The organism is Cellulomonas sp. JZ18, from assembly GCF_009720485.1.
Lineage (GTDB): Bacteria > Actinomycetota > Actinomycetes > Actinomycetales > Cellulomonadaceae > Cellulomonas.
Genome location: NZ_CP045245.1, coordinates 1,197,819 through 1,221,008, shown reverse-complemented (window position 1 = coordinate 1,221,008; position 23,190 = coordinate 1,197,819). Strand labels below are relative to the sequence as shown.

Annotated in this window: 20 protein-coding genes and 6 pseudogenes; 17 read left to right on the top strand and 9 right to left on the bottom strand. The window is 76.1% G+C overall.

Annotated features, from left to right (window positions below):
* Positions 1-6: 6 nt before the first annotated feature.
* The 4 genes and pseudogenes from GC089_RS05655 to GC089_RS19605 all read left to right on the top strand — a co-directional run bounded on the left by GC089_RS05655 (position 7) and on the right by GC089_RS19605 (position 3,893).
* A complete protein-coding gene (locus tag GC089_RS05655; protein ID WP_370514076.1) occupies positions 7-1,623 on the top strand; it encodes a UxaA family hydrolase in 1,617 nt (538 codons plus the stop codon).
* A gap of 10 nt (positions 1,624-1,633) precedes the next feature.
* A complete protein-coding gene (locus GC089_RS05650) occupies positions 1,634-2,635 on the top strand; it encodes a LacI family DNA-binding transcriptional regulator (protein WP_155376813.1) in 1,002 nt (333 codons plus the stop codon).
* A gap of 365 nt (positions 2,636-3,000) precedes the next feature.
* Positions 3,001-3,603, top strand: a pseudogene (locus GC089_RS18905) (SDR family NAD(P)-dependent oxidoreductase); the annotation flags it as partial.
* Positions 3,604-3,761: 158 nt separating this feature from the next.
* Positions 3,762-3,893: a hypothetical protein gene (locus GC089_RS19605; RefSeq protein WP_255449071.1), complete on the top strand. Its 132-nt coding sequence runs from the start codon at positions 3,762-3,764 to the stop codon at positions 3,891-3,893.
* Positions 3,894-3,959: 66 nt separating this feature from the next.
* Here GC089_RS19605 and thyX read toward each other — a convergent pair whose 3' ends face one another.
* Complete coding sequence (gene thyX / locus GC089_RS05640) at positions 3,960-4,703, bottom strand: FAD-dependent thymidylate synthase (RefSeq protein WP_155376812.1); 744 nt, start codon at positions 4,701-4,703, stop codon at positions 3,960-3,962.
* A 233-nt stretch (positions 4,704-4,936) separates the two neighbouring features.
* Here thyX and GC089_RS05635 point away from each other — a divergent pair.
* A pseudogene (locus GC089_RS05635) lies at positions 4,937-5,284 on the top strand (Fur family transcriptional regulator); the annotation flags it as partial.
* A 104-nt stretch (positions 5,285-5,388) separates the two neighbouring features.
* Here the strand turns inward: GC089_RS05635 and GC089_RS05630 are convergent.
* Positions 5,389-6,669, bottom strand: coding sequence for a YibE/F family protein (locus GC089_RS05630; protein WP_155376811.1), 1,281 nt, complete (start codon positions 6,667-6,669; stop codon positions 5,389-5,391).
* A 214-nt stretch (positions 6,670-6,883) separates the two neighbouring features.
* Here GC089_RS05630 and GC089_RS19935 point away from each other — a divergent pair.
* The 5 genes and pseudogenes from GC089_RS19935 to GC089_RS05615 form a co-directional block, all read left to right on the top strand.
* A pseudogene (locus tag GC089_RS19935) lies at positions 6,884-7,216 on the top strand (hypothetical protein); the annotation flags it as partial.
* A gap of 35 nt (positions 7,217-7,251) precedes the next feature.
* The gene (locus GC089_RS18900; RefSeq protein WP_230685084.1) at positions 7,252-7,770 is read left to right on the top strand and encodes a hypothetical protein; all 519 of its coding nucleotides are present in this window, start codon (positions 7,252-7,254) and stop codon (positions 7,768-7,770) included.
* Positions 7,771-7,831: 61 nt separating this feature from the next.
* A pseudogene (locus tag GC089_RS19930) lies at positions 7,832-8,152 on the top strand (hypothetical protein); the annotation flags it as partial.
* A 38-nt stretch (positions 8,153-8,190) separates the two neighbouring features.
* Positions 8,191-8,859 (top strand): PAS domain-containing protein, encoded by a 669-nt coding sequence (locus GC089_RS18895; RefSeq protein ID WP_230685083.1) that lies wholly within the window; start codon positions 8,191-8,193, stop codon positions 8,857-8,859.
* Positions 8,811-10,373, top strand: a complete 1,563-nt coding sequence (locus tag GC089_RS05615) for a PP2C family protein-serine/threonine phosphatase (RefSeq protein ID WP_230685082.1) — start codon at positions 8,811-8,813, stop codon at positions 10,371-10,373. Before GC089_RS18895 ends, GC089_RS05615 begins: the two co-directional genes overlap by 49 nt.
* 90 nt (positions 10,374-10,463) lie before the next feature.
* Here GC089_RS05615 and GC089_RS05610 read toward each other — a convergent pair whose 3' ends face one another.
* Together GC089_RS05610 and GC089_RS05605 are read right to left on the bottom strand one after the other, a co-directional pair.
* The gene (locus GC089_RS05610; RefSeq protein ID WP_155376810.1) at positions 10,464-11,042 is read right to left on the bottom strand and encodes a hypothetical protein; all 579 of its coding nucleotides are present in this window, start codon (positions 11,040-11,042) and stop codon (positions 10,464-10,466) included.
* A 12-nt stretch (positions 11,043-11,054) separates the two neighbouring features.
* A pseudogene (locus tag GC089_RS05605) lies at positions 11,055-12,202 on the bottom strand (zinc-dependent alcohol dehydrogenase).
* Between the two features lie 151 nt (positions 12,203-12,353).
* Between GC089_RS05605 and GC089_RS05600 the strand changes: the two are divergent.
* Positions 12,354-13,257: pseudogene (locus GC089_RS05600) on the top strand (ribonuclease Z).
* A gap of 356 nt (positions 13,258-13,613) precedes the next feature.
* Here the strand turns inward: GC089_RS05600 and GC089_RS05595 are convergent.
* The 3 genes from GC089_RS05595 to GC089_RS05585 all read right to left on the bottom strand — a co-directional run bounded on the left by GC089_RS05595 (position 13,614) and on the right by GC089_RS05585 (position 16,590).
* A complete protein-coding gene (locus GC089_RS05595) occupies positions 13,614-15,095 on the bottom strand; it encodes a PP2C family protein-serine/threonine phosphatase (RefSeq protein ID WP_155376809.1) in 1,482 nt (493 codons plus the stop codon).
* Complete coding sequence (locus GC089_RS05590; protein ID WP_155376808.1) at positions 15,096-15,812, bottom strand: GAF and ANTAR domain-containing protein; 717 nt, start codon at positions 15,810-15,812, stop codon at positions 15,096-15,098.
* A gap of 85 nt (positions 15,813-15,897) precedes the next feature.
* Positions 15,898-16,590: an NUDIX domain-containing protein gene (locus tag GC089_RS05585; protein ID WP_155376807.1), complete on the bottom strand. Its 693-nt coding sequence runs from the start codon at positions 16,588-16,590 to the stop codon at positions 15,898-15,900.
* A gap of 44 nt (positions 16,591-16,634) precedes the next feature.
* Here GC089_RS05585 and GC089_RS05580 point away from each other — a divergent pair, with 44 nt between their 5' ends.
* Together GC089_RS05580 and GC089_RS05575 are read left to right on the top strand one after the other, a co-directional pair.
* Positions 16,635-17,408, top strand: coding sequence for a DeoR/GlpR family DNA-binding transcription regulator (locus tag GC089_RS05580; protein WP_370514075.1), 774 nt, complete (start codon positions 16,635-16,637; stop codon positions 17,406-17,408).
* Positions 17,409-17,439: 31 nt separating this feature from the next.
* Positions 17,440-17,808: a VOC family protein gene (locus GC089_RS05575; protein WP_155376806.1), complete on the top strand. Its 369-nt coding sequence runs from the start codon at positions 17,440-17,442 to the stop codon at positions 17,806-17,808.
* A 57-nt stretch (positions 17,809-17,865) separates the two neighbouring features.
* Here GC089_RS05575 and GC089_RS05570 read toward each other — a convergent pair whose 3' ends face one another.
* Positions 17,866-18,213 carry a hypothetical protein gene (locus GC089_RS05570; protein WP_155376805.1) on the bottom strand — a complete coding sequence of 116 codons (348 nt, stop codon included), beginning with the start codon at positions 18,211-18,213 and terminating at the stop codon, positions 17,866-17,868.
* A 176-nt stretch (positions 18,214-18,389) separates the two neighbouring features.
* On the opposite strand from GC089_RS05570, the gene GC089_RS05565 reads away from it, so the two are divergent.
* Positions 18,390-19,031, top strand: a complete 642-nt coding sequence (locus GC089_RS05565) for a superoxide dismutase family protein (protein WP_155376804.1) — start codon at positions 18,390-18,392, stop codon at positions 19,029-19,031.
* A 6-nt stretch (positions 19,032-19,037) separates the two neighbouring features.
* On the opposite strand, the gene GC089_RS05560 is transcribed toward GC089_RS05565, so the two are convergent.
* On the bottom strand, positions 19,038-20,522 hold the full coding sequence (locus GC089_RS05560) for a DNA polymerase domain-containing protein (RefSeq protein WP_230685081.1): 1,485 nt from the start codon (positions 20,520-20,522) through the stop codon (positions 19,038-19,040).
* Between the two features lie 285 nt (positions 20,523-20,807).
* On the opposite strand from GC089_RS05560, the gene GC089_RS05555 reads away from it, so the two are divergent.
* The 3 genes from GC089_RS05555 (at position 20,808) to GC089_RS05545 (ending at position 23,179) form a co-directional block, all read left to right on the top strand.
* Complete coding sequence (locus tag GC089_RS05555; RefSeq protein WP_155376803.1) at positions 20,808-21,620, top strand: endonuclease/exonuclease/phosphatase family protein; 813 nt, start codon at positions 20,808-20,810, stop codon at positions 21,618-21,620.
* A gap of 103 nt (positions 21,621-21,723) precedes the next feature.
* The gene (locus tag GC089_RS05550; protein WP_155376802.1) at positions 21,724-22,347 is read left to right on the top strand and encodes a sulfite oxidase-like oxidoreductase; all 624 of its coding nucleotides are present in this window, start codon (positions 21,724-21,726) and stop codon (positions 22,345-22,347) included.
* A gap of 109 nt (positions 22,348-22,456) precedes the next feature.
* On the top strand, positions 22,457-23,179 hold the full coding sequence (locus GC089_RS05545; protein WP_155376801.1) for an FAD-binding oxidoreductase: 723 nt from the start codon (positions 22,457-22,459) through the stop codon (positions 23,177-23,179).
* The last annotated feature ends 11 nt before the right edge of the window (positions 23,180-23,190 follow it).

Below are 23,190 nucleotides of genomic sequence, written 5' to 3'. Positions count from 1 at the left end.
AGCGTCGTGACCACCACCCCCGCCGAGGGCCCCGCCCGCACCACCGCCACCCCCGCGGGCCCCGACCTGCGCCCCGACCCGCACCCCGTGCCGCTCGCGCACGTCGCGCTGCTGCTCGCCGCCGACGACGACGTCGCGGTCACGACCCGCGACGTCGCCGCGGGCACGTCGCTCGCCCTGCCGTCGGCGCCGGACGCGCCCGTCACGGTGCCGACGGACGTCCCGCGCGGGCACAAGGTCGCCGTGCGCGACCTGCCCGTCGGTGCGCGCGTGCACAAGTACGGCCAGGTGATCGGGCGCACCACCGCGCCCGTGCGGGCCGGCGAGCACGTGCACGCGCACAACCTCGGCATGGACGCGGTCGCGCACGCGTACGAGTTCGGCACGGCGCGGGTCGCCGTGCCGCCCGCCGCCACGTCGCGCACGTTCGAGGGATTCCGGCGCGCCGACGGCCGCGTCGGCACGCGCAGCTACGTCGGCATCGTCACCTCCGTGAACTGCTCTGCGTCGACGGCCCGCATGATCGCCGACCAGTTCCGCGGGCCGGTCATGGAGGCCTGGCCGCACGTCGACGGCGTCGTCGCCCTCACGCACGACTCGGGGTGCGGGCTGGTCCCCACGTCCGAGGGCGGGCAGGTGCTGCGCCGCACGCTGCGCGGGTACGCGTCCCACCCCAACGTCACCGGCCTGCTCGTGCTCGGCCTGGGCTGCGAGATGCTCGCCGTGCAGGGGCTGCTGGCGGACCTGCCCGCGTCCCCCGACACGCTCGTGGAGCACATGACGATCCAGGACGAGGGCGGCGTGCGCGCCACCGTCCGCGCGGGCGCCGCGGTCGTCCGGGGCATGCTCGACGAGCTCGAGACCCGCCGGCGCGAGACCGTGCCCGCGTCCGAGCTCGTCCTCGGCCTCAACTGCGGCGGCTCGGACGGCTACTCGGGCATCACCGCCAACCCCGCGCTGGGCCGGGCGTCGGACCTGCTCGTCGCCCAGGGCGGCACCACGGTGCTGGCCGAGACGCCCGAGGTCTTCGGCGCCGAGCACCTGCTGACCCGCCGCGCCGTCAGCGAGGCCGTCGGGCGGCGGCTGCTCGACCGCATCGACTGGTGGCAGGAGTACATGACGCGCGGTGGCGGCACGCTGGACAACAACCCGTCCCCCGGCAACAAGGCAGGCGGGCTGACGACGATCCTCGAGAAGTCGCTCGGCGCGGTCGCCAAGGGCGGCACCGCGGAGCTGACCGCGGTGTACGAGTACGCGGAGCCGATCACCGACCGCGGCTTCACGTTCATGGACACCCCGGGCTACGACCCCGTCTCGGTGACCGGGCTCGTCGCGGGCGGCGCCACGGTCGTCTGCTTCACCACCGGCCGCGGGTCGGTGCTCGGGACCAAGCCCGCACCGTGCGTGAAGATCGCCACGAACACCGAGATGTACGAGCGCATGCGCGAGGACATGGACCTCGACGCCGGCCGCATCGTCACGGGCACCGCGACGATCGACGAGGTCGGCGAGGAGATCCTCGACCTCGTGCTCGCCGTGGCGTCCGGGCGCACGACCGTGAGCGAGGAGCTCGACCTCGGACGCGACGAGTTCGTGCCGTGGCAGCTCGGCGCGGTCACCTGAGCGGGGCGACGTGCCCACGACGCTGCACGACGTCGCCCGGGAGGCCGGCGTCTCGGCCGCGACCGCGTCGCGCGCCCTGACCGGCGGCACCGTCAGCGCCGTGACGCGCGCGAGCGTGCGGGCGGCCGCCGAGCGGCTCGGCTACCGGCCGAACCGCGCCGCCCGCGGGCTCATCACCGGCCGGGCCGGCGCGCTCGGCCTCGTCGTCCCCGACCTGACCAACCCGTTCTTCGCGGACGTGGCCAAGGGCGTCGCGGCGCGCGCCCGCGCGGCCGACCTGCCGGTGTTCGTCGCCGACGCCGACGAGGAGGCCGGCCTGGAGGTCGAGGCGGTCGCGTCGCTGCGTCGCAGCACCGACGGGCTCCTGCTGTGCTCCCCGAGGGCCACCGACGCGCAGCTGGTCGACGTCGCCGACGCCCGGGCGACGGTGCTGCTGCACCGGCGCGTCCCGGGGCTGGCCTCGGTGGTCGCGGACCTCGCCGACGGGACGCGCCAGGCCGTCGAGCACCTGCGGGCGCTCGGGCACCGCCGCATCGCCTACGTCCCGGGCTCCCCCGGGTCGTGGGCGGGTGAGCAGCGCGACGTGGGCCTGGCGGCAGCGACCGCGGACGGCGGCGTCGAGGTGGTCCGCTTCCCGCCGGTCGCCCCCACCGTTGCCGGTGGCGTCCAGGCGGCGGACCTCGTGCTGGCCGACGGCGCGACCGCCGTCCTCGCCTACAACGACCTCGTCGCGGTCGGCCTGCTCGGCCGCGCGACCGCGCGCGGCGTCCGCGTGCCCGAGGACCTCAGCGTCGTCGGCCACGACGACACGGTCGCCACGATGGCGCACCCGACGCTGACGACCGTCGACGTGCCGCAGCGCCGCGCGGGTGCCGCCGCCGTGGATCTGCTCCTGCGCCTCGTCGCCGCCGCGCGCACGCCCGGCGCCCCGCTCCCGGACGACGCCGAGGTCACGCTGACGACGCACCTCGTCGTCCGCGCCTCCACGGCCGAACCCACCCGCCCCCGCTGACCCACCACCCACCGCCCGCCGGGGTCGCACCACCCGACCCACCCCGCTGACCCCACCCACCCGCCCCGGACCCGTCTGCGCTCCCCTGCCGCCGAGTTCGGCACTTCTGTCGCGAGCTCGCGACCCGCAGCCCCCGATCTCGGCAGCGAGCTGCCGAACTCGGCGGACGGACGGTGGGGCCGGTGGGGCGGTGGGCCGGAGGGGCTGCCCCACGCACCCGCACCAGCGCGTCCCGCTCCCCTGCCGCCGAGTTCGGCACTTCTGTCGCGAGCTCGCGACCCGCAGCCCCCGATCTCGGCAGCGAACTGCCGAACTCGGCGGAGGGGCGGGGCGGTGGTCGGGGCGGGCGGGGTGGGAGCGGGCGGATGGTGTCCCGGGATGCCGGGGGCGGGGGCGCCCGTAGCGTCGTGGGCAGTCGACCGGGAGGTGCTGCCATGGAGAACGACCTGTCCGTCCGTCCGCTCGCGCTCGTCACCGGCGCGTCCAGCGGGATCGGCCTCGAGCTGGCCCGCGAGCTCGCCGAGCGCGGCTTCGACCTGCTCATCACGGCCGAGAACCCCGAGCTGACGCTCGCCGCGGACGGCCTCGCCCAGATCGGCACCGCGGTCCGCGCGGTCCAGGCCGACCTCACGACCGTCGAGGGCGTGCAGACGCTCCTCGACGAGGTCGCGGCCGTCGGGCGCCCGCTCGACGTGGCCGCGCTCAACGCGGGTCGCGGCGACGGCGGCGCGTTCGTCGAGATCCCGCTCGAGAACGACCTCGCGACCGTCCAGCTCAACATCGTCGCGAACCTGCGCCTGGCGAAGGCCGTCGTCCCCGCGATGGTGCAGCGCGGCGCCGGGCGGCTGCTCATCACGTCGTCCGTCGCCGGCCTCATGCCCGGCCCCGGCTACGCGACGTACGCCGCGAGCAAGTCGTTCCTCACGTCCTTCGCGGAGGCCATCCGCCACGAGCTCAAGGACACGGGGGTCACGGTGACCGCGCTCATGCCCGGGCCCACGGACACCGACTTCTTCGAGCGCGCCGACATGGTCGAGACCGTCGTTGGCCAGGGCAGCAAGGACGACCCCGCGGACATCGCCCGCCAGGGGTCGAGGGCCTGCTCGACGGCAAGGACAAGGTCGAGGTGCACACCGTCAAGGCGCGCATGCAGTCGGCCATGGCCGCGGTGCTGCCCGACGCCGCGAAGGCGAAGGTGCACAGCGCGTTCACGAAGCCGACGGGTGAGAAGGCCGAGCGCTCCGAGCTGGGCGACTGACGGGCCGACCCGCGCGAGCCGACGGCCGGTCGCACGCCCGCGGGCGGCGGCCGGCCGTCGGGCGTGTCAGGGGGCGACGCGCCCGTGCTCGACGAACGCCGCGTGCGTGAGCGGCATGAGCTGCGCCCACGCCGCCTCCATCTGCTCGGCGACCATCTCGATCTCGCGCTGCGGGAACGAGGGGACCTTCGCGTCCTCGCTCTTGGTGCGCAGCGAGAGAAAGTGCATGAGCGAGCGCGCGTTGCACGTGGCGTACATCGACGAGAACAGGCCGACCGGCAGCACCGCGCGGGCGACCTCGCGCGCCACGCCGGCGGCGAGCATGTCCTGGTAGGCCGTGTACGCGTGCTCGTACGCGCCCCGCATCGCGGCGTCGACGACCGCGTGCTGCTCGTCGCTGCCCTCGAAGAACTCGTACCGGCCCGGCTTGCCGCGCTGGACCAGCTTGCGGTCCGCGCCCGGCACGTAGAACACGGGCTTCAGCTCGCGGTAGCGCCCGCTCTCCTCGTTGTAGGAGAAGCCGACGCGGTGGCGGTGGAACTCGCGGAAGACGAAGATCGGCGCGCTGACGAAGAACGTCATGGAGTTGTGCTCGAACGGCGTGCCGTGCCGGTCCCGCATCAGGTAGTTGATGAGGCCCTTCGAGCGCGAGGCGTCCGCGTCGATGTTCTCCAGCGTCGCCTCGCCGGCCGTCGACACGCGTGCCGCGAACAGGACGTCGGCGTCCCGCGCGGCGTGCCGCACCAGCTCGACGGTGACGTCGCCGCGGTACGTCGGCTGCTCCTGCGGGACCTCGTCGGCGACCGTCATCCGTGCGTCCTCCCGGGCTCACGCGCGTGCACCGCGCACACGTCCGCACCCGCGGACCGGCCGGCGGGTGCCGCGTGCGAGCGTACCGCCGGGACGGCGCCCCTCCCGCGCACCCCCGCGGCACGCCCCGGACCGTGGCGGGCACGTCCACCGACCCGCGAGGAATTCTCAACTACGGTGGTGGCGTTGAGAACAGGACCGTGGGACCGTCCCGCGGCGCGGAGGGCAGGGACATGATCGGTCAGCGCGTCACCCGGCAGCGGACGGCGATCGCCGGGCTGCTGGACGACCTGGGCGAGTTCCGCAGCGCCAAGCAGATCCACCTGGCGCTGCAGCAGCGCGGCGACGACATCGCGCTCGCGACCGTCTACCGCACGCTGAACGCGATGGCCGAGGCCGGCGACGTGGAGGTGCTCCTCAACCCGTCCGGGGAGCACACGTACCTGCGCTGCGCACCGGCGGCCGAGCACCACCACCACCTCGTGTGCCGCACGTGCGGCCGGACGGTCGACGTCGACGCCCCCCAGCTCGAGGAGCTCGCCGCCGCGCTCGCCGCCGAGCACGGGTTCACCGAGCTCGAGCACTCCGTCGACTTCGTCGGCGTGTGCGCCGCGTGCGCGGGGGCACCGCGCGCTGAGCCCGGCCGGCGTGCCGCGCACCGCCACGGCGCAGTGCACGTGACGGGTCAGTGCACGTGGCCCCGGTCGGCGGCCACCTCCGCGTGCGGCGTCCCGCCGGCCACCACGGCCGCGATCGCCGTCGTCAGCGGGATGGCGAGCACGAGCCCGATGGACCCCGCCAGCGTCCGGACGATCTCCTCGGCGAACGCCCCGCTCGTCAGCGTGCGGGCCAGGGGCTGGCTGTAGACCTCCAGCAGCAGCAGGACGGGCAGGGACGCCCCCGCGTAGGCGAACGCGATCGTGTAGACCGTCGACGCGATGTGGTCGCGGCCGATCCGCATGCCGCGCGCGAACAGCTGGCGCACCCCGGCCGTGGGGTCCGCGGCGCGCAGCTCCCACACCGCGGAGGCCTGCGTGATCGTGACGTCGTTGAGCACGCCGAGGCCCGCCAGCACGACCCCGCACAGGAACACGCCGCGCAGGACGTCCAGTCCGTCGTCGCCGAGCAGGCGCGACAGCTGGAACGTGTCCTCGCTCGTGACGGGCTGCAGGTGCGCGAGCGCCGCCCCGGCGACACCGAGGGCCGTGACGAGCGCGAGCCCCGCGAGGGTCCCGACGAGCGCCGTCGTCGTGCGCAGCGACACCCCGTGCGCGAGGTACAGGACGGTGACGACGATCGCCGCCGACGCGCACAGCGCCACGACGAGCGCGTTCTCCCCCGCCACCACGGCGGGCAGCAGGTAGCCGCCGAGCACGGCGAACGCCAGGACCAGCCCGACGAGCGCACGCAGCCCGCGCACCCCGGCCACGAGCACGGTGAGCAGCGCGAACACCACCGCCAACGCGAGCAGCGGGACCCCGCGGGCGAAGTCGCCCCACGCCCAGACCTCGGGCTGCCCGTCGGCGGCCGGGTACCGCTCGAGGACCACCCGGGTGCCCTCCGGCACGTCCGCGGGCGCGAGGCCGGCGGTCGCGACGACCTCGACGGTCCCGTCCGCACCGCCGTCGGGGACCTGGGCGGTGACGCGCAGGCAGCGCACGTCGTCCGGCACGGTGCCGTCCGGCTCGACGTCCTCGACCGTCCCCTCGCAGGTGGCCCAGCGGCTCTCGACGACGCGGCCCGTGACGAAGTCGACCGCACCCGCCTCGGTCGGGTCCTGCGCCTGGCGCGGGCCGGTCGGCCACGTGAGCGCGATGCCGGCGGCGGCGGCCACGGCGACGGCGAGCACGACGAGCACGAGCCACGCCCCGGCGCGCGGCCGCTCGCCCGCGCCGCGCCGCGGGCGCGACGCGGGAGCGACGTGGCGGTGGTGGGCGGTCTCCGGCGCGGCGTCGTCGGGGTGCACGCCCCGATCCTGACAGCCCGGACCGCGCCGCCACCGCGCGCCGCGCGGTCGCCGTCCCGGCGCGCCGCGCGGTCGCCGTCCCGGCGCGCCGCGCGGTCGCCGTCCCGGCGCGCCCGGGCGAGACTCGACCCGTGCCCGCGCTGCCCGACCTGGTCCGCCCGATGCTCGCCGTGCCGGGTGAGCTGCCCCCGGCGACGACTCCGGCTGGGCGTACGAGATGAAGTGGGACGGCGTGCGGGCCGTCGCGTACGTGCAGGACGGCGGGGTGCGGCTGCTGTCCCGCAACGACCGGGACGTGAGCCGCTCGTACCCGGAGGTCGCGCCGCTCGGTGCCGCGCTCGGCACGCCGGCCGTCCTCGACGGCGAGCTCGTGACCTTCGACGCCCGTGGCGCACCGGACTTCGGCCGCCTCCAGCAGCGCATGCACGTGGCCGACCCCGCCGTGGCCCGGCGCCTGGCGCGGACCGTGCCGGTGGTCTACCTCGTGTTCGACGTCCTGCACGTCGGGGACGAGCCCACCCTGACGCTGCCCTACGACGAGCGCCGGGCCGTGCTCGCCGGCCTCGGGATCACGGGACCCGCGTGGCAGGTGCCGCCCTCCTTCGACGGGCCGGGGCCGACGTCCTGGCGGCGAGCCGCGAGAACGGGCTCGAGGGCGTGGTGGCCAAGCGCCGCCGCGCGACGTACCGGCCCGGCGCGCGCTCGCCGGAGTGGCGCAAGGTCAAGCACGTGCGCACGCAGGAGGTCGTGGTGGTCGGGTGGCGGCCCGGTCAGGGGCGGCGGGCGGGCACCGTGGGCTCGCTCGTCCTGGGCGTGCACGACTCGGCGGGCGTGCTGCGGCCGGCCGGCGGCGTCGGCACGGGCTTCACCGGCCGGGCCCTCGACGAGCTCGGGGCGGTGCTGCGCCCGCTGGAGCGGCCGACGCGGCCCGTGGTCGGGGACCTGCCCGCGGCCGACGTCCGCGACGTGCACTGGGTGGAGCCGCGCCTGGTCGGGGAGGTCGTGTACACCGGGTGGACGCAGGACGGTCGCCTGCGCCATCCCTCCTGGCGGGGCCTGCGCCCGGACAAGCACCCGGATGCGGTGATCCGGGAGGGGTGACCCCTATCCTTGGCTTCCGCGGTGCGCACGGTCCGAGCAAACGGCCCTCCCCGCGATCCTCGTGGAGGGCGGTCCCGTGTCCGGTCCTGGCGCGTCGCGTCCCGACACCGCCGCCGTGACCCCTGCCGACGTCGCGGACGCGGCGCTCGGCCGGCTGACCCAGCTCGCCGTGCGCCTGCTCGGTGCGGCGTCCGCGCACCTGTCGCTCGCGGACCGGCCCGACCAGGTCGCGGGGATCACGTCCCTCGTCGTCGCCGACGACCTGTGCCGCGCGACGGCCGACGCCGGCGCACCCGTCGTCGTGCCGGACGCCCGGACGGACGCACGGCTCGCGGGCGTCCCGCACGCGGCCGACGGCCCCCTGGGGGCGTACCTCGGGGTCCCTCTCGTCGGACGGGACGGGCACCCGCTCGGCGCGCTGTGCGTCAGCGACGCCCACCCCGGGACTGGACGGACGGCGACGTCGCCCTGCTGCGCGACCTCGCGGCGGCCGCCGTCACCGAGCTCGAGCTCGCGACCCTCTCGCTGGACTACGAGGCCGACCGCGTGCGCTGGCAGCTCGCGGTGAGCGCGGGCGGTGTCGGCAGCTTCGACTGGGACCTCGTCAGCGGGCACATCGACTGGGACGAGCAGATGCACGTGCTGTTCGGCATCCCGCGCGAGCAGTTCGGCGGCACGATCGAGGAGTTCCGCGCGGTCGTCCACCCGGACGACGTGGCGGGCGTCGAGCAGGCGATCGACGCCGCCATCAGCACGTGCTCGCAGTACGACGCCGAGTACCGCGTCCTGCTGCCCGACGGCACGGAGCGCTGGGTGCAGGCGCGCGGGCAGGCGCTCGCGGGCGAGGACGGCAGGGCCGTGCGCATGCTCGGCGCGGCGTACGACACGACCGCGAAGCGCGACGCCGAGGGCCGGATCGCGCGTGTGCTCGAGACCATGTCCGCCGCGTTCTTCCTCCTCGACGACGCGTGGCGGTTCACGTACGTCAACGCCGAGGCGGTGCGCCTGCTGGGCCGGCCCGCGACGAGCTCGTCGGGGGCGTGGTGTGGGAGCTGTTCCCGGCGGCGCTGGGCTCCGACTTCGAGGTGAACTACCGCGGTGCGGCGGCCGACGGCGAGCCGCGCGCGTTCGAGGCGTACTACCCGCCGCCGCTCGACGCCTGGTACGAGGTGCGCGCCTGGCCGGGGCAGGACGGGCTGTCGGTGTACTTCCTCGACATCACGGCGCGGCGCACGTCGCAGGAGGAGGCGGCGCGGGCGCAGCGGCGCCTGCGGGCGGCGTCCGCCCGGCTGCAGCTGCTCTCGGCCGTGAGCGACGACCTCAGCTCCACGCTCGAGACCGAGGACGCCGTGCGCCGGCTCGCCCGCCACCTCGTCCCCGGCCTGGGCACCTGGTGCCTCATCACCATGGTGGACGAGCACCACCAGCTGCACGACATCGCGAGCTGGCACGCCGACCCGGCGATGCGGGCGACCGTCGAGCACTACGCCGCGCTGCGCATGACGGCGCTCTCGCCGCGCTCGTACCTGTTCGAGGCGGTGCGCACCGGGCGGCTGGTCGAGGTGCCGGACGCGACGCGCACCATCACGGAGGCCCTGTCGGGCGAGGCGCGCGAGGTGCTGCGCGGGCTGGCCCCGCAGATGGCGTACGCGATCCCGATGCGCGCCCGCGGCCGCACCCTCGGCGCGATCACCCTCTTCCTCGACGCCGAGCGCGGCACGCTGCCCGAGGACGACCTGGCCATGCTCGTGCAGCTCGCCGACCGCGCGGGCCTCGCGCTCGACAACGCGCGCCTCTACGAGGAGCAGCGGCACATCTCGGAGACGCTGCAGCGGGCCCTGCTGTCGGCGCCCGTCGAGCCGGACCACGTGCACGTCGTCGCGCGCTACCTGCCCGCGACCCAGGCGGCCGAGGTGGGCGGCGACTGGTACGACGCGTTCCTGCAGCGCGACGGCGCGACCGTGCTCGCGATCGGCGACGTCATCGGCCACGACACGCGGGCTGCCGCGGCCATGAGCCAGGTCCGCACGCTGCTGCGCGGCATCGCCTACACGAGCGGGGACAGCCCCGCGGAGGTGCTCGCGAGCCTCGACGACGCGATGCGGGCGCTGAACGTGGACACCATGGCGAGCGCGGTCGTGGCGCGGCTCGAGCAGACGCCGCCCGAGCGTGCCCGCGGTCAGCGCCGCCTGCGCTGGTCGAACGCCGGCCACCTGCCGCCGCTGCTCGTGCTGCCCGACGGCACGGTGCACGAGCTGCACGGCCGTGAGCCGGAGATGCTGCTGGGCGTGGTGCCCGGGCGTCCGCGCACCGACGCGGACGTGCTGCTGGAGAACGGGTCGACGGTGCTGATGTTCACCGACGGGCTGGTGGAGCGGCGGACCGAGCACGTGCGCGACGGGCTGGACCGCCTGCGCGAGGTCGTCGCCGCGGTCATCCCGCACGCGACGACGCCCGACGGGCTGGACCTCGAGCTGCTCGTGGACGAGGTCCTCGCGCGCATGCTGCCCGGCCCCGCCGACGACGACGTGGCCGTCGTCGCCGTGCACCTGTTCCCCGAGGACCTGCCCCGCCCGCCGCAGGCGGGTCCCGAGCACTCCTAGGCCACCTCGGCGGCGGACGCCGGCGCGGCCGTCGAGGACGCGACGGTCAGGGTCCGGGTGGACCCCGCCGGCGGTGCGGCCCCGCCGAGGTCAGGTCGTGGACCGCGCGCGTCGCACGAGCGCCCGTACCGCGAGCGCCCCCGCGACCGCCGCGAGCACCCACGGTCCCGCGACGACGACCGGGTCGACCGCCTGGTGCGGCAGGTCCACGCGGTGCGGGTCGCGGCGCGCGGCGAGCCCGTGCCGGCGCCCCTCGGAGAGCACGCCGGTCTCCGTGACCGGGTTGTCCGGGCGGCCCGAGGCGAACGACGCGAGGTGGTTCTCGATCGCGTCGACCCGGTCGGCGGCGATGAGCAGGAGCCAGTGCGCGGCGCGTCCCTCGCTGTAGCGCGCGTAGGCGAACCGGCGGATCGCCCCGGAGGCGCCGTGCAGCGGCTGCGCCGTGCCGAACACCGGGGTCACGCGCGCGTGCTCGATGGAGCGCTCGCGCCCCTCCGCACCGGGCTGCTGCTCGGGCTCGTGCCAGTGCGCCCCCGTCTCCAGGTCGCGCCGCTCGCGCGGGTAGGACGGGCGCACGGCGGGGTCGAGGTCGACGCCCCAGCCGGGGATGCGGGCACGCAGCTGCTCGGGCGTCTCGGGCAGCGGGGGCTTCTCGGGCGTGTAGGGCACGGTCCGCTCCTCTCAGGCGTCGCCGGGGACGACGACGGTCTTGATGCAGTCGTCGAGCTTCGCGGAGAACATGTGGTAGCCCTCCGCGATGTGCTCGAGCGGGATGCGGTGCGTGATGATGTCGCTCGGCGTGAGGTAGCCGGCCCGGATGTGCTCGAACAGCCGGGGCCACTGCCGCTTCACGGGCGCCTGGTTCATCCGCAGCGTGAGGCCCTTGTTGACGGCGTCGCCGAACTTCACGGCGCTGAAGATGGGCCCGTACGCGCCCATGACGGACACCGTGCCGCCCTTGCGCACCGCGTCGATGGCCCAGTTCAGCGCGGTCGGGGAGCCGCCCTGGAGCTTGAAGGTCGCGCCCGTCAGGTGCTGGGTGAGGTTGCCGTCGGCCTCCGCGCCGACCGCGTCGATGACGACGTCGGCGCCGAGGTGCTCGGTCGCCCGCTTGAGCGTCACCACGACGTCGTCGACCTGGCTGAAGTTGATCGTCTCGGCGTACGCGAACTCGCGCGCCTTCTCGAGGCGGTAGTCGAGGTGGTCGACGACGATGACCCGCCCGGCGCCCATGAGCCACGCGGAGCGCGCCGCGTACAGGCCGACCGGCCCGGCACCGAGGACGACGACGACGTCCCCTCGGCGATCTCCCCGAGCTGGGCACCGAAGTACCCGGTCGACAGCGCGTCGGTGCACATGAGCGCGTCCTCGTCGGCCATCCACTCGGGGATCACCGAGGGGCCGACGTCCGCGAACGGGACGCGCACGTACTCGGCCTGCCCGCCGTCGTACCCGCCGGTCGTGTGCGAGTACCCGTAGATGCCGCCGACCGCCGTCGCGTTCGGGTTCACGTTGTGGCAGTTGGACCACAGGCCGCGCGCGCAGAAGAAGCACGAGCCGCAGTAGATGTTGAACGGGACCATGACGCGGTCGCCGACCTGCAGGTTCTGCACCGACGGCCCGACCTGCTCCACGACGCCGATGAACTCGTGGCCGAACGTGTGCCCGACCCGGGTGTCCGGCATGAGGCCGTGGTAGAGGTGCAGGTCCGACCCGCAGATCGCGGCCATGGTCACGCGCACGATCGCGTCGTTCGGGTGCTCGATCCGCGGGACGTCCTTCTCCTCCACGCGGACCTTGTACGGACCTCGGTAGACCATGGCACGCACGGGCGGCACCACCCCTCGGGCGTCGGGGACGCGCCCCGATCTGGACGCGCCGTCCAGGCTGGCACGGGCACCGGTCCCCGCCTCCCGACCCGGGCCACCGGGGCACGGCTAGCGTGGGCGGGGTCCGGACGGTGCGACGCGGGGAGGGCGGGTGCGCGAGCTCGTCGTGCTCGGCACGTCGTCCCAGGTGCCCACCCGCACGCGCAACCACAACGGCTACCTGCTGCGGTGGGACGGCCAGGGCCTGCTCGTCGACCCGGGCGAGGGCACGCAGCGGCAGATGATCCACGCGGGCGTCGCCGCGTCCGACGTGACGCGGATCTGCCTCACGCACGTGCACGGCGACCACTGCTACGGGCTGCCGGGCGTGCTCTCGCGCATGGTGCTGGACGGGGTGCAGCACCCGGTGCACCTGCACTACCCCGCCTCCGGGGAGCCGGTCGTGCGGGCCCTCGTCGCGCTCGCGACACCCGGCCTCGACCTGCGCCTGCACCCGCACGGCGTGGCCGGGCCCGTCGCCGACGGGCTGGAGGTCGTGCCGCTGCGGCACCGCGTGGAGACGTACGGGTACCGCCTGACCGAGCCGGACGGGCGCACGTTCCTGCCCGAGCGGCTCGCGGCCGCGGGGATCACCGGGCCGGACGTGGGCCGGCTCGCGCGCGAGGGCGGCTCGGGTCGGTGCGCGTCGAGGACGTGAGCGTGCCGCGCCCGGGCCAGCGGGTCGCCGTCGTCATGGACACCGCGGTGTGCGACGGGGCGGCCGAGCTCGCGGACGGCGCCGACCTGCTGCTCGCGGAGTCGACGTTCGCCGACGCCGACGCGGACCTCGCGGAGGCGTACCTGCACCTGACGGCGGGCAGGCCGGTGCGCTCGCCGCGGCCGGCGGCGTGCGCACGCTCGTGCTCAGCCACTGGTCGTCGCGGTACCCCGACGTCGCGCCGCTGCGCGCCGAGGCGGAGGCGGCGGTGCGCGCGGCCGGTGCGGCCACGCACGTGCACGCCGCGCTGGACGGCGACCGGGTACGCGTCCCGCCGCGGCGGGCGTCCGCCGGCTGACCGTCCGGTGAACGGTCGCCGTCCCCGGTGGCGGGCGCCGCGCACCCCCGGTAGTCAGGAGCCATGTCCCAGGCCGAGCCCCTGATGCCCCACCTGCCCGAGACGCGCGAGGAGGTCGCCGCCGCCGACCCCGGGCACGGCGCGCCCGACCCGGCCCCCGGCACGGGGATCGGCGGCGAGGACCCCGACACGCAGGTCGGCGACCACGACGGTCCGACGACGCGCGCGGTCGACACGGCCCCGCCAACGTGCGCGAGGACGACGAGCCCCGGTTCCGGACCCCGGACCCGCAGGACGTGCGCCGCCCCGCCGACGACGCCTGAGGCGGCACGCCCCGCGGACCGCTGACCGGTCCGTCAGCGGAGCACGCTCGGCCGCAGCGCCGCCTGCCCCTCGCTCGTCCAGTGCGCGAGCAGCAGCGTCGCGTCGTCCTGCAGCACGCCCTGCTGGTGCCGCAGGATCGTCCCGACGACGCGCCGGACCACCTCCGGCAGCGGCAGCTCCTCGGCGATCCCCCGCTGCAGCGCGTCGCCCAGCCGGCGCTCGCCGAACTGCTCGCCCGTCGCGTCCCGCGCCTCGGTGATGCCGTCCGTGTAGAGCACGAGCAGGTCGCCGGGCTGCAGCTGCTCCTCGCCCAGGGCGGCCTCGCGCGGCTCCAGGCCGAGGACCGGGCGACGACCGCCGGTCAGCGCCTTGACGACGACGCCGTCGCGCACCAGCAGCGGCGCGTGGTGCCCGGCCGCCAGGTAGCGCAGCCGGCCCGAGCGCAGGTCGAGCTGCGCCAGCACGCCGGTCGCGAGGCTCATGTCGTCGAGGTGGTCGGCCAGGGCGCGGTGCACCGCGTCCGCCTGGGCGAAGAGGCTGTCCCCGCGGCGCCGCGCCGTGCGGTACGCGGCGAGCGCCGTGGCGGCCGCGAGGCCGGCGTGCAGGTCGTGCCCGGTCGCGTCGAGGACCGCCAGGTGCGCGACGTCCTCGTCGAACGCGTAGTCGACGACGTCACCGCCCATGTCGTGGACGGGCTCGATGCGGGCGCTGACCAGCACGCGGTCCGTCCCCGCGGTCATGGGCGGCAGCAGACCGGCCACGAGCTCGGCCTCGACGGTGCGGGGCACGGTCTGCCGGGCACGCTCGAAGCGGTCGCCGTACCGGCCCACCGCACCGACGAGGTGCCCGAGGTAGTGCGCGAGCAGCCAGCACTGGCGGTGCAGCACCGGGTCCTCGAGGTCGCGCGGGTCCTCCACCATGACGTCGAGGACGCCGACCCGCTCGACGCCGTCGACGACCGGCACCCACAGCCGGGCCTGCCCGTCGCCGCTGACCGTCGGCTGCGTGCGCAGCAACCGGAACGCCCGCCCGGGCACGGTCGCGTCGACCCCGAGCGAGGGCCGGTCGCGGCCGTGCTCGCCGGGAAGCGGCACGAGGACCTCGCGCAGGTGGTCGGCGAGGTAGAGGACGGCCCGCACGCCGAGCAGCGCCGCGGCCGCGTCGAGGGCCGCCGGCAGGGCGTCGGGCGGGACGAGGTGCGTGCGCCGCAGCAGCTCCACGACGGCCGCCAGCGGCCCGCTGGTCGGCTCCAGCTCGCGCACGGTGCGCGAGTACGGCGCCCGCGAGCGCCGCGTCAGGTCGTCGAGCTCCTCGTTCACGGACAGCGCGACGCGGTCGCGCTCCGGTGCCGTGAGCTCGAGCGCACCGTGCAGGAACGCGTCCAGCTCGACCGGCGCGGCGTTGCCGCCGAGCGCGAAGTAGCGCAGCCACAGCTCGTCGTCCGTCAGCCGCGCCCCGGCCTGCGCCGCCCGGATGAGCCGGCGCTGGCGGTCGGCGCCGGCCGGGGCCGCCACTCAGCGTCCCCGGGGGCGTGCGCCGAGCAGCTCCGCGGCGGTGTCGTGCACGCCGCGCTGGTCACGGCGGGCGAGGGCGAGCAGGTGGGTGAACGCGGCGTCCTCGGAGACCCCGTCCTGGCCCATGAGGAAGCCGGTTGCCCGTGCGACCAGGTCCCTGCGGCGCAGCACCTCCCGCAGGTCGGCGCCGAGGTCGCCGCCGCGCCGGAACCCCTCCGCGGCGGCGAGGAGCACGCCGGCCTGCGCGGCGAACATCGCGGTGGTCGCCTCCTCCTCGACGGTGAACGCCGACTCGCCGGCCGCGTAGAGCTTGATGGCACCCACCGCGCTGTCCGCCGCGACGAGGGGCGCACTGAGGCTCGACGCGACCCCGAGCCCGCGCGCCGCGGGCCCCCAGCGGGGCCACCGCTCGTCGTGCGCGACGTCGTCCACGCGCACCGTGCGCCGGTCCCGCCACGCCGTGAGGCACGGGCCCTCGTCGAGCTCGTACTGCAGGGCGTCCGCGGCGAGGACCGTCCGGTCCGTGCCGACAACGGTCGTCCGGCTCCCGTCGGGTGCGGACGTCGTGATGCCCGCACCCGTGGCCGTCGGCACCGTGTGCAGCGCCGTGGCCGTGAGCAGCCCCAGGACCGCGTCGACGGCGTCCTGCCCGAGCAGGAGACCCGACGTGCGGGCCATCGTCCAGCCGAGCGCGTCGCGCCCGTGCGAGGCGTGCATGCCTCTCCCGTCGTCGGCGCCAGGACTCCTCACGCTACGCGCGGTCCCGCGCCGGCGCCGGGCCAGGCCCGGAACCGGTCGACGGTCAGCGGTCGCGGAAGGGGCCGTGCAGGGCCGCCCACTGCAGCAGCAGGATCGTCTTCGCGTCCGCGATCTCGCCCGTCAGCGTCATCGCGAGCGCCCGGGCGAACGGCAGCTCGACCACCTCGACGTCCTCCCCCTCCTCGGCCACGCCGCCGCCGGCTCCCGTGCGCCGCGCGGGCGTGTACGGCGCCGCCCAGAAGTGCAGGCGCTCGGTGACCGACCCCGGGCTCATGTACACCTCGAAGACACGCTCGAGCGCCCCGACCCGCACGCCCGTCTCCTCCTCGGCCTCGCGCCGCACGGCGGTCTCGGGGTCGTCGTCGTCGAGCAGGCCCGCGGCCGTCTCGAGGAGCATGCCGTCGGGGTGGCCGTTGACGTAGACCGGGAAGCGGAACTGGCGCGTGAGCAGCACGGTCGCGCGCTCGGGGTCGTAGAGCAGGACGGTCGCGCCGTCGCCGCGGTCGTACGTCTCGCGCTGCTGGCGCGTCCAGCGGCCGTCCGTCCCGAGGTAGTCGAACGTCGTGCGGCGCAGCACGTGCCAGGCCGCGGCGAGGAGCTCGACGGCCACGACGCGGACGCGTGGGTTCCCTGTCAGGTCGAGGCCGGTGCGGTCGAGGTCGGTGCGGCCGCGGTGGTCGGGGACGCGGGTGCCGGGCTGGGCGGAGTCGGTGGCGGCGGTGGACGTGGTCGGCATGTGTGCGACACTAGGGGCAGGAACGTGCAACAACAAGATCAATCGTGCAGAAGGGTGTCCCCGTGCTCACCGCCCAGCGTCGTGACCTGCTCCTCGACCGGCTCCGCCGGGACGGCCGGATCGTCGCCAAGGACCTGGCCGCGGAGCTCGGCCTGTCGGAGGACACCGTCCGCCGGGACCTGCGCGACCTCGCCGCCGCCGGGCTGTGCCAGCGCGTGTACGGCGGCGCCCTGCCGGCGTCCCCCGCGGTCGGCGACCTCGCGACGCGCCGCGACGTCGCGGTCGACAGCAAGCAGCGGGTCGCCGCGGCCGCCGCACGCCTCGTCGCGCCCGGCAGCACGGTCGTCCTCGACGGCGGGACGACGGCCCTCGCCGTGGCGCGCGCGCTCGCGCCCGGCCTCGACGCGACCGTCGTCACGCACAGCCCCGCGGTCGCGGCGAGCCTCGTCGAGCACCCGCGCGTCGAGGTGGTCCTGCTGGGCGGGCGGATCTTCAAGCACTCCGGGGTGGCGTGCGGGGCCGCGGCGGTCGAGGCGGCCGAGCGCGTCAGCGCCGACGTCTTCCTGCTCGGCGTCACCGGCGTCCACCCCGTCGCGGGCCTCACCACGGGCGACGCGGACGAGGCGGCGATGAAGCGGGCGCTCGCCCGCCGGGCGGCCGACACCTACGTGCTCGCGAGCGCCGAGAAGATCGGCGCGGCGTCGCCGTTCGCGGTGCTGCCGCTCGCGGACGTCGCGGGGGTGGTGACCGACGTGCCCGCCGACCACCCGACGCTCGTCGACCTCGCGGCCGCGGGCGTGCCGCTCCTGCACGCCTGAGGCGTCGGACCCCACCGCTAGCCTCCCGACCATGACTGCGTCCCCGCTCCGCAACCGCATCGGCCAGGTGTTCGTCCCGGTGCGCGACATGCCCGCTGCCGTCGCCTGGTACTCCGCCCTGCTGGGGCTCGACCCCGGCGACACGAGCCACGAGGGGCGGATCCACGACCTGCCCACGGAGGGCGAGGTCGGTCTCGCGCTCGACGCGCACCACCCCGGGTTCACCGCGGACGGCCCGCCGCGGTTCATCTGGTGGGTCGACGACCTCGCCGCCGTCCGGGAGCATCTGGACGCGCTCGGCGTCGAGCGCGTCGGCGACGTCACCGACATCGGGTCCGTGGCGTTCCTGCAGTTCCGCGACCCCGACGGCAACCTGCTGATGGCCTGCGAGCGCCGCTGACGCACGACCGCCCGCCGCGGTGCCGGGCACCGGGCGGGCGGTCGTGAGCCCGTCGCGTCAGCCCCGCGGCTGCGCCGGGTTGGTCGGGACACCCTGGGACGGCGGGTTCTGCGGCGGGCCCGTCGTCGCCGGGGACGCCGTGCTGCCGCCCTGCGGCGCGGGTGCCTGCTCCGGGGCGATCCCCGCGGGGTCCCCGCCGGACGGCTCGGCACCGTCGGCGAGCTCCCGCAGACGCTGGTCGAGCACCTGGATCACGGGCAGCCGGTTGCCGTGCGCTTCCTCGTACCGGCGCAGGACCTCGACCTCGTCCGCCTCCAGCGAGCGGATCCGGTGCCCGAGGCTCCCGACGGGCAGGTGGTCGTAGTCCGGGACGGGCAGCGCGTCACGCGCGACGTCGTCGGTCATGGCTCTCCTCCGGGTCGGGGGTGGTCCCCCCAGCATGTGCCGCGTGCCGCGGGCGCGCACCCGGGGCCCGCCGCCCCGGGCTGCGCACGAGGCCGGACGGGCCCACGCTGGACCCGTGGGGTCGGGCCGCGTCGGTGCCCCGACCCGCGACAGGGGACCGTCACGAGGGGGCGACGATGAGGAACCTGGTACGACGCACGTCCGTGGCCGCGCTCGCCGCGCTGGCGCTGGCCGGCTGCGCGGCGGACGACGGCGGGGGCGACGGTGCGGCCCCGGACGCGACGGCCGGCGGCACGCCGGCCTCGACGCCGGTGGTGACCGGCGTGCCGGTGGCGACCGCGACTCTGCAGGACGTGGACGGCGAGGACGTCGGCGACGTGCAGCTGATCCCGGAGGGCGAGGGGATGCGGGTCGTCGTGCACGTGCACGGCGGCCTGGAACCCGGGTTCCACGGGTTCCACGTGCACGCCGTCGGCGAGTGCGACCCGGAGAGCTCGCCGCCGGACGACCCGAGCCGGACCGGCGCGTTCCTGTCCGCCGGTGGGCACCTGGGCGCGGACGAGGGCGACCACGGCGCCCACGCCGGGGACCTGCCGAGCCTGTACGTCACCGAGGACGGCACCGCGCACCTCGAGACCGTGACCGACATGCTGACCGACGCCGACCTGCTCGACGACGACGGCAGCGCGGTCATGGTGCACTCCGGCCGCGACAACTTCGCGAACGTCCCCGAGCGGTACGCGCCGCAGGGTCCCGACGACGAGACGCTGCGCACCGGCGACTCCGGCGACCGGGTCGCGTGCGGCGTGCTGGAGTGACGCCGGTCAGCGCAGCCGCGGCAGGCGCTGGTCGCGCGCGAGCACGGCCCGGAACGGGTCGCCGCGCTCGGCGATCCGGTCCAGGACCGTGCGGACGGTGAACGCGTCGGGGCGCAGCCACGGCTCGTCGAGCTCGTCCCACGTGATCGGCGCCGACACGGGCGCGCCGGCGGCCGCGCGCGGGCTGTAGGGCGCGACCAGCGTCTTGTTGATGGCGTTCTGCGTGTAGTCCAGGCGCGCCTGGCCGCCGCGCTCGCGCACCTCCCACCGCCAGCTCACGAGGTCCGGCACCACGGCGCCGACCGTGCGGGAGAGCGTCTCGACCCACGCGCGCGTCTCGTCGAAGGACGGGCCGACGGCGATCGGCACCCACACCTGGATGCCGCGCCGGCCGGTGAGCTTCGGCTGCGCCGTCACGCCCAGGTGCGCGAACGCGTCCCGGTGCAGGCGGGCCAGCAGCAGCACGTCCTCCCACGGCGTGGACGTGCCGGGGTCGATGTCGACGAGCGCGTACGTCGGCCGGTGCGGGTCGGCGGTGAGGGACGTCCAGGCGTGCCACTCGAGCGCGCCGAAGTTCGCCGCCCACACCAGCGCCGCCGGCTCGTCGACCACGAGGTACGTCGTCGTCTCCCCCGGGTCCGCCTCCGGGTTGTCCCAGCGCGGCACCCAGTCGGGCGCGTGCTCGGGCAGCTGCTTGTGCCAGAACCCCTTCCTGCCCGCCCCCTCCGGGTAGCGGTGCATGTTGAGCGGGCGCCCGCGCAGGTACGGCAGGACGACGGGCGCGATGCGCGCGGCGTACCGCACGAGCTCGCGCTTCGTCACGGGCTCCTCGCCCTCGCGGCCGGGGAACAGCACCTTGTCGAGGTTCGTCACGCGCAGCGCACGGCCGAACACCTCCCACGTGCCGTCGCGGCGGATGTCGTCGAGGGCGGCGAGCTCGTCGTCGGTCGGGCCCGGCGGCACGGGCGGGTGCAGCGCGACGGACGCCTCCGACGCGGGCAGGTCCGACCGCCACAGCCGGTCGGGGTCCGCCTTGACCTCGTCGTTGGTGCGCCCGGAGACGACGGACGTGGGGTGGTCCTCCGCGTCCCAGCCCGTCACGGCGTGCTCGTCGTGCTTGTGCAGCATGAGCCACTGCTCCTTGCCGCCGTCCCCCTCCCCGCGGCGCACCAGCAGGAACTTGCCGCGCAGCCGCTCGCCGTACAGCTCGGCGTGCAGCTCGCCGCGGGCCACGTCCGCCGCGGGGTCGTCGCCCTTGTACGGCTCCCACGTGCCGCGGTCCCACACGATGACGTCCCCGCCGCCGTACTCGCCGGCGGGGATCACGCCCTCGAAGTCCTCGTACTCGAGCGGGTGGTCCTCGACGTGCACGGCCATGCGCCGCACGTCGGGGTCGAGGGTCGGCCCCCGCGGCACGGCCCAGCTGACGAGGACGCCGTCGATCTCGAACCGCACGTCGTAGTGCAGCCGGCGCGCGCGGTGGCGCTGCACGACGAACCGGCGGCGCCCGTCGGGGCGGGCTCGGGCGTCCCGCCGGCGGGCTCCGGCGTGCGGTCGAAGTCGCGCATCGACCGGTACGTCTCGAGCTCGCCCGGCCGCTCCCCCGTCCGCTCGTCGCGCCGGCGCGCCATCGTCCACCTCCGTCCCGGCCCCCGGCCGTGCTCGCGCGCCCGTCGGGGACTGCGTCCGTCGGGGACAGCGTGGCCGACCCGCGCCCCGTCCGCGCCCCGAGCGGCCGGGACTACCGCCGGTCCGGGGTGGTCGTAGCGTCGGCGCGTGCGCGTGGCGACGTGGAACGTGTGGTGGCGCTTCGGCGAGGCGTGGCCGGCCCGCGAGCGCGCGATCCGGTCCGTGGTCGCGGACCTGCGCCCCGACCTCCTCGGGCTCCAGGAGACCTGGCGCGACGCGGACGGGAGCCAGCCCGATGAGCTCGCCGCGCTGCTGGGCGGGCACGGGGTGTTCGTCCCCGTCGGCGTGCCGCCGGCGCCGCAGCCGTCCGAGCACGCCGTGCAGGAGGGCGTCGAGATCGGCATCGGGCTCGTGAGCCGGTGGCCGGTGCGGACGACGACCGTGCACGACCTGCCCGCGCACGTGCACGCCCCGGCGCGCGCGCTGCACGCCGTCCTCGACCACCCGGCCGGCCCGCTGCACGTGCTCGTCGCCTGCACCGAGTGGGAGCCGACGCCCGGGGCGAGCGCCGACCACCGCGCGCAGACCCGCGCGCTCGCGGACCTGCTCGCGGACCCCGCGCTCGACGGCGACCTGCCCGTGCTGCTCGTCGGCGACCTCAACGCCGCGCCCGGCACGCCGGAGCTGGCCCCGCTCGAGGAGGTCGCGGAGGACCTGTGGCTCCTGGGCGGCGGCGACCCGGACGCCGTGACGCTCGCGTCGGACACCCCGGTGGCGCCGCTGGAGGCCGTCAAGCAGATCGACCGGCGCATCGACCACGTGCTGGCCCGCCGCGGGCGGCCGGACGCCCCGCCGCTGCACGTCACGCACGCCGCGCTCGCCGGGCACGAGCCCGTCCACGGCGTCCTGCCGTCCGACCACCGCGCCGTCGTGTGCGACCTGGACCTGCCGACCGCCTGACGCCGCGCACGCGGGACGGGACGTGCCGGTCACGCTGGAGGTCGTGACCGGCTGACGCGCCGGGGGCTGTCGCTCACGGCCCTGCGGCGTGTTCGATGGCCCCATGCCGCCGGAGGAGCCCGTCGCCGCCACCGACCTCACACCCGGGTTCCGCGGCCGCCCGCGGCCCGCCGGCATCGCGCTGCCCCCGGGCCAGTACGAGGAGCACGGCTTCCCGGTCCTGACGGCGGGCACCACGCCGCACGTCCCCACGGAGCGGTGGCGCCTGACGGTCCGCAACGAGGACCTCGAGGAGTGGTCCTGGTCGTGGACCGACCTCATGGCCCTGCCGCAGGACGAGCCGACCGTCGACCTGCACTGCGTGACGCGCTGGTCGAAGTTCGGGACCCGCTGGCGCGGCGTGAGCCTGGACGTCCTGCTCGCCGACGTGCGCTCGTCCGCGCAGTACGCGCTCGTCGCCTGCCACGGCGGGTACACGACGAACCTGCCCGTCGCCGACCTGCTCGGCGGCCGGGCGTGGGTCGCGCACACCTACGACGGCCGTCCGCTGCACGCCGAGCACGGCGGGCCCGCGCGCCTGCTCGTGCCGCACCTGTACCTGTGGAAGTCCGCGAAGTGGGTGAAGGAGATCCACCTCGTGCGCGACGAGCAGCGCGGCTTCTGGGAGCGGTACGGGTACCACGACTACGGCGACCCGTGGCGCGAGCAGCGCTACCAGGGCGACTGAGGGGGCGCGCGATGGCGGAGGCGGTGACGACGGGACCGGCGGGCGCGCCCGCGGGGCGGCACGTCTCGGGGAGCGGTTCGCGGTCGCGTCGGGCTGGCGGGTCGCGACGATGGTCGACGCGCACGCCGAGAGCGCGTCGGCGCGCACGCTGGTGCTCGACGTGCCCGGCTGGGGCGGGCACCGTGCGGGCCAGCACGTCGACCTGCGCCTGACGGCCGACGACGGCTACACGGCCGTGCGCGCCTACTCGATCGGCGCGCCGTGGGACCCGGACGCCCCCACGCGCGTCGAGGTCACCGTGCAGCGCGTGCAGGGCGGGGAGGTCTCGCCCTACCTGGTCGACGAGTTCGCCGTGGGGCAGCGCATCGAGGTGCGCGGCCCGGTCGGCGGCTGGTTCGTGTGGGCGCCCGGCGCGGCCGGCGGAGCGCCCGTGCTGCTGCTCGCGGGCGGGTCGGGCGTCGTGCCGCTCGTGTCCATGGTGCGCGAGCGCCGGCGGCGGGCGGACCGCACCCCGTTCCGCCTCGTCTACTCGGTGCGGATGCCCGGGGACGCGCTGTTCCTCGACGAGCTGACGGGGCCGCGACGGCGTGACGACGGCGTCGACACGCACGTCGTCTGGACGCGCGGCGTCCCGCCGGACGACCCGTCCGGGCGTCCGCCCGGGCGCCTCGACCTGCGCGGGCTCGCCCGCCACGGCTGGCCCGCGGACCTGCGGCCGCTGGTCTTCGTGTGCGGCCCGACGGGCTTCGTGGAGGCCGTCTCGCGCATGCTGCTCGTGCTCGGGCACGACGCGTCCGCGATCCGCGCGGAACGCTTCGGCCCGTCCACCTGACGCCACAGGTC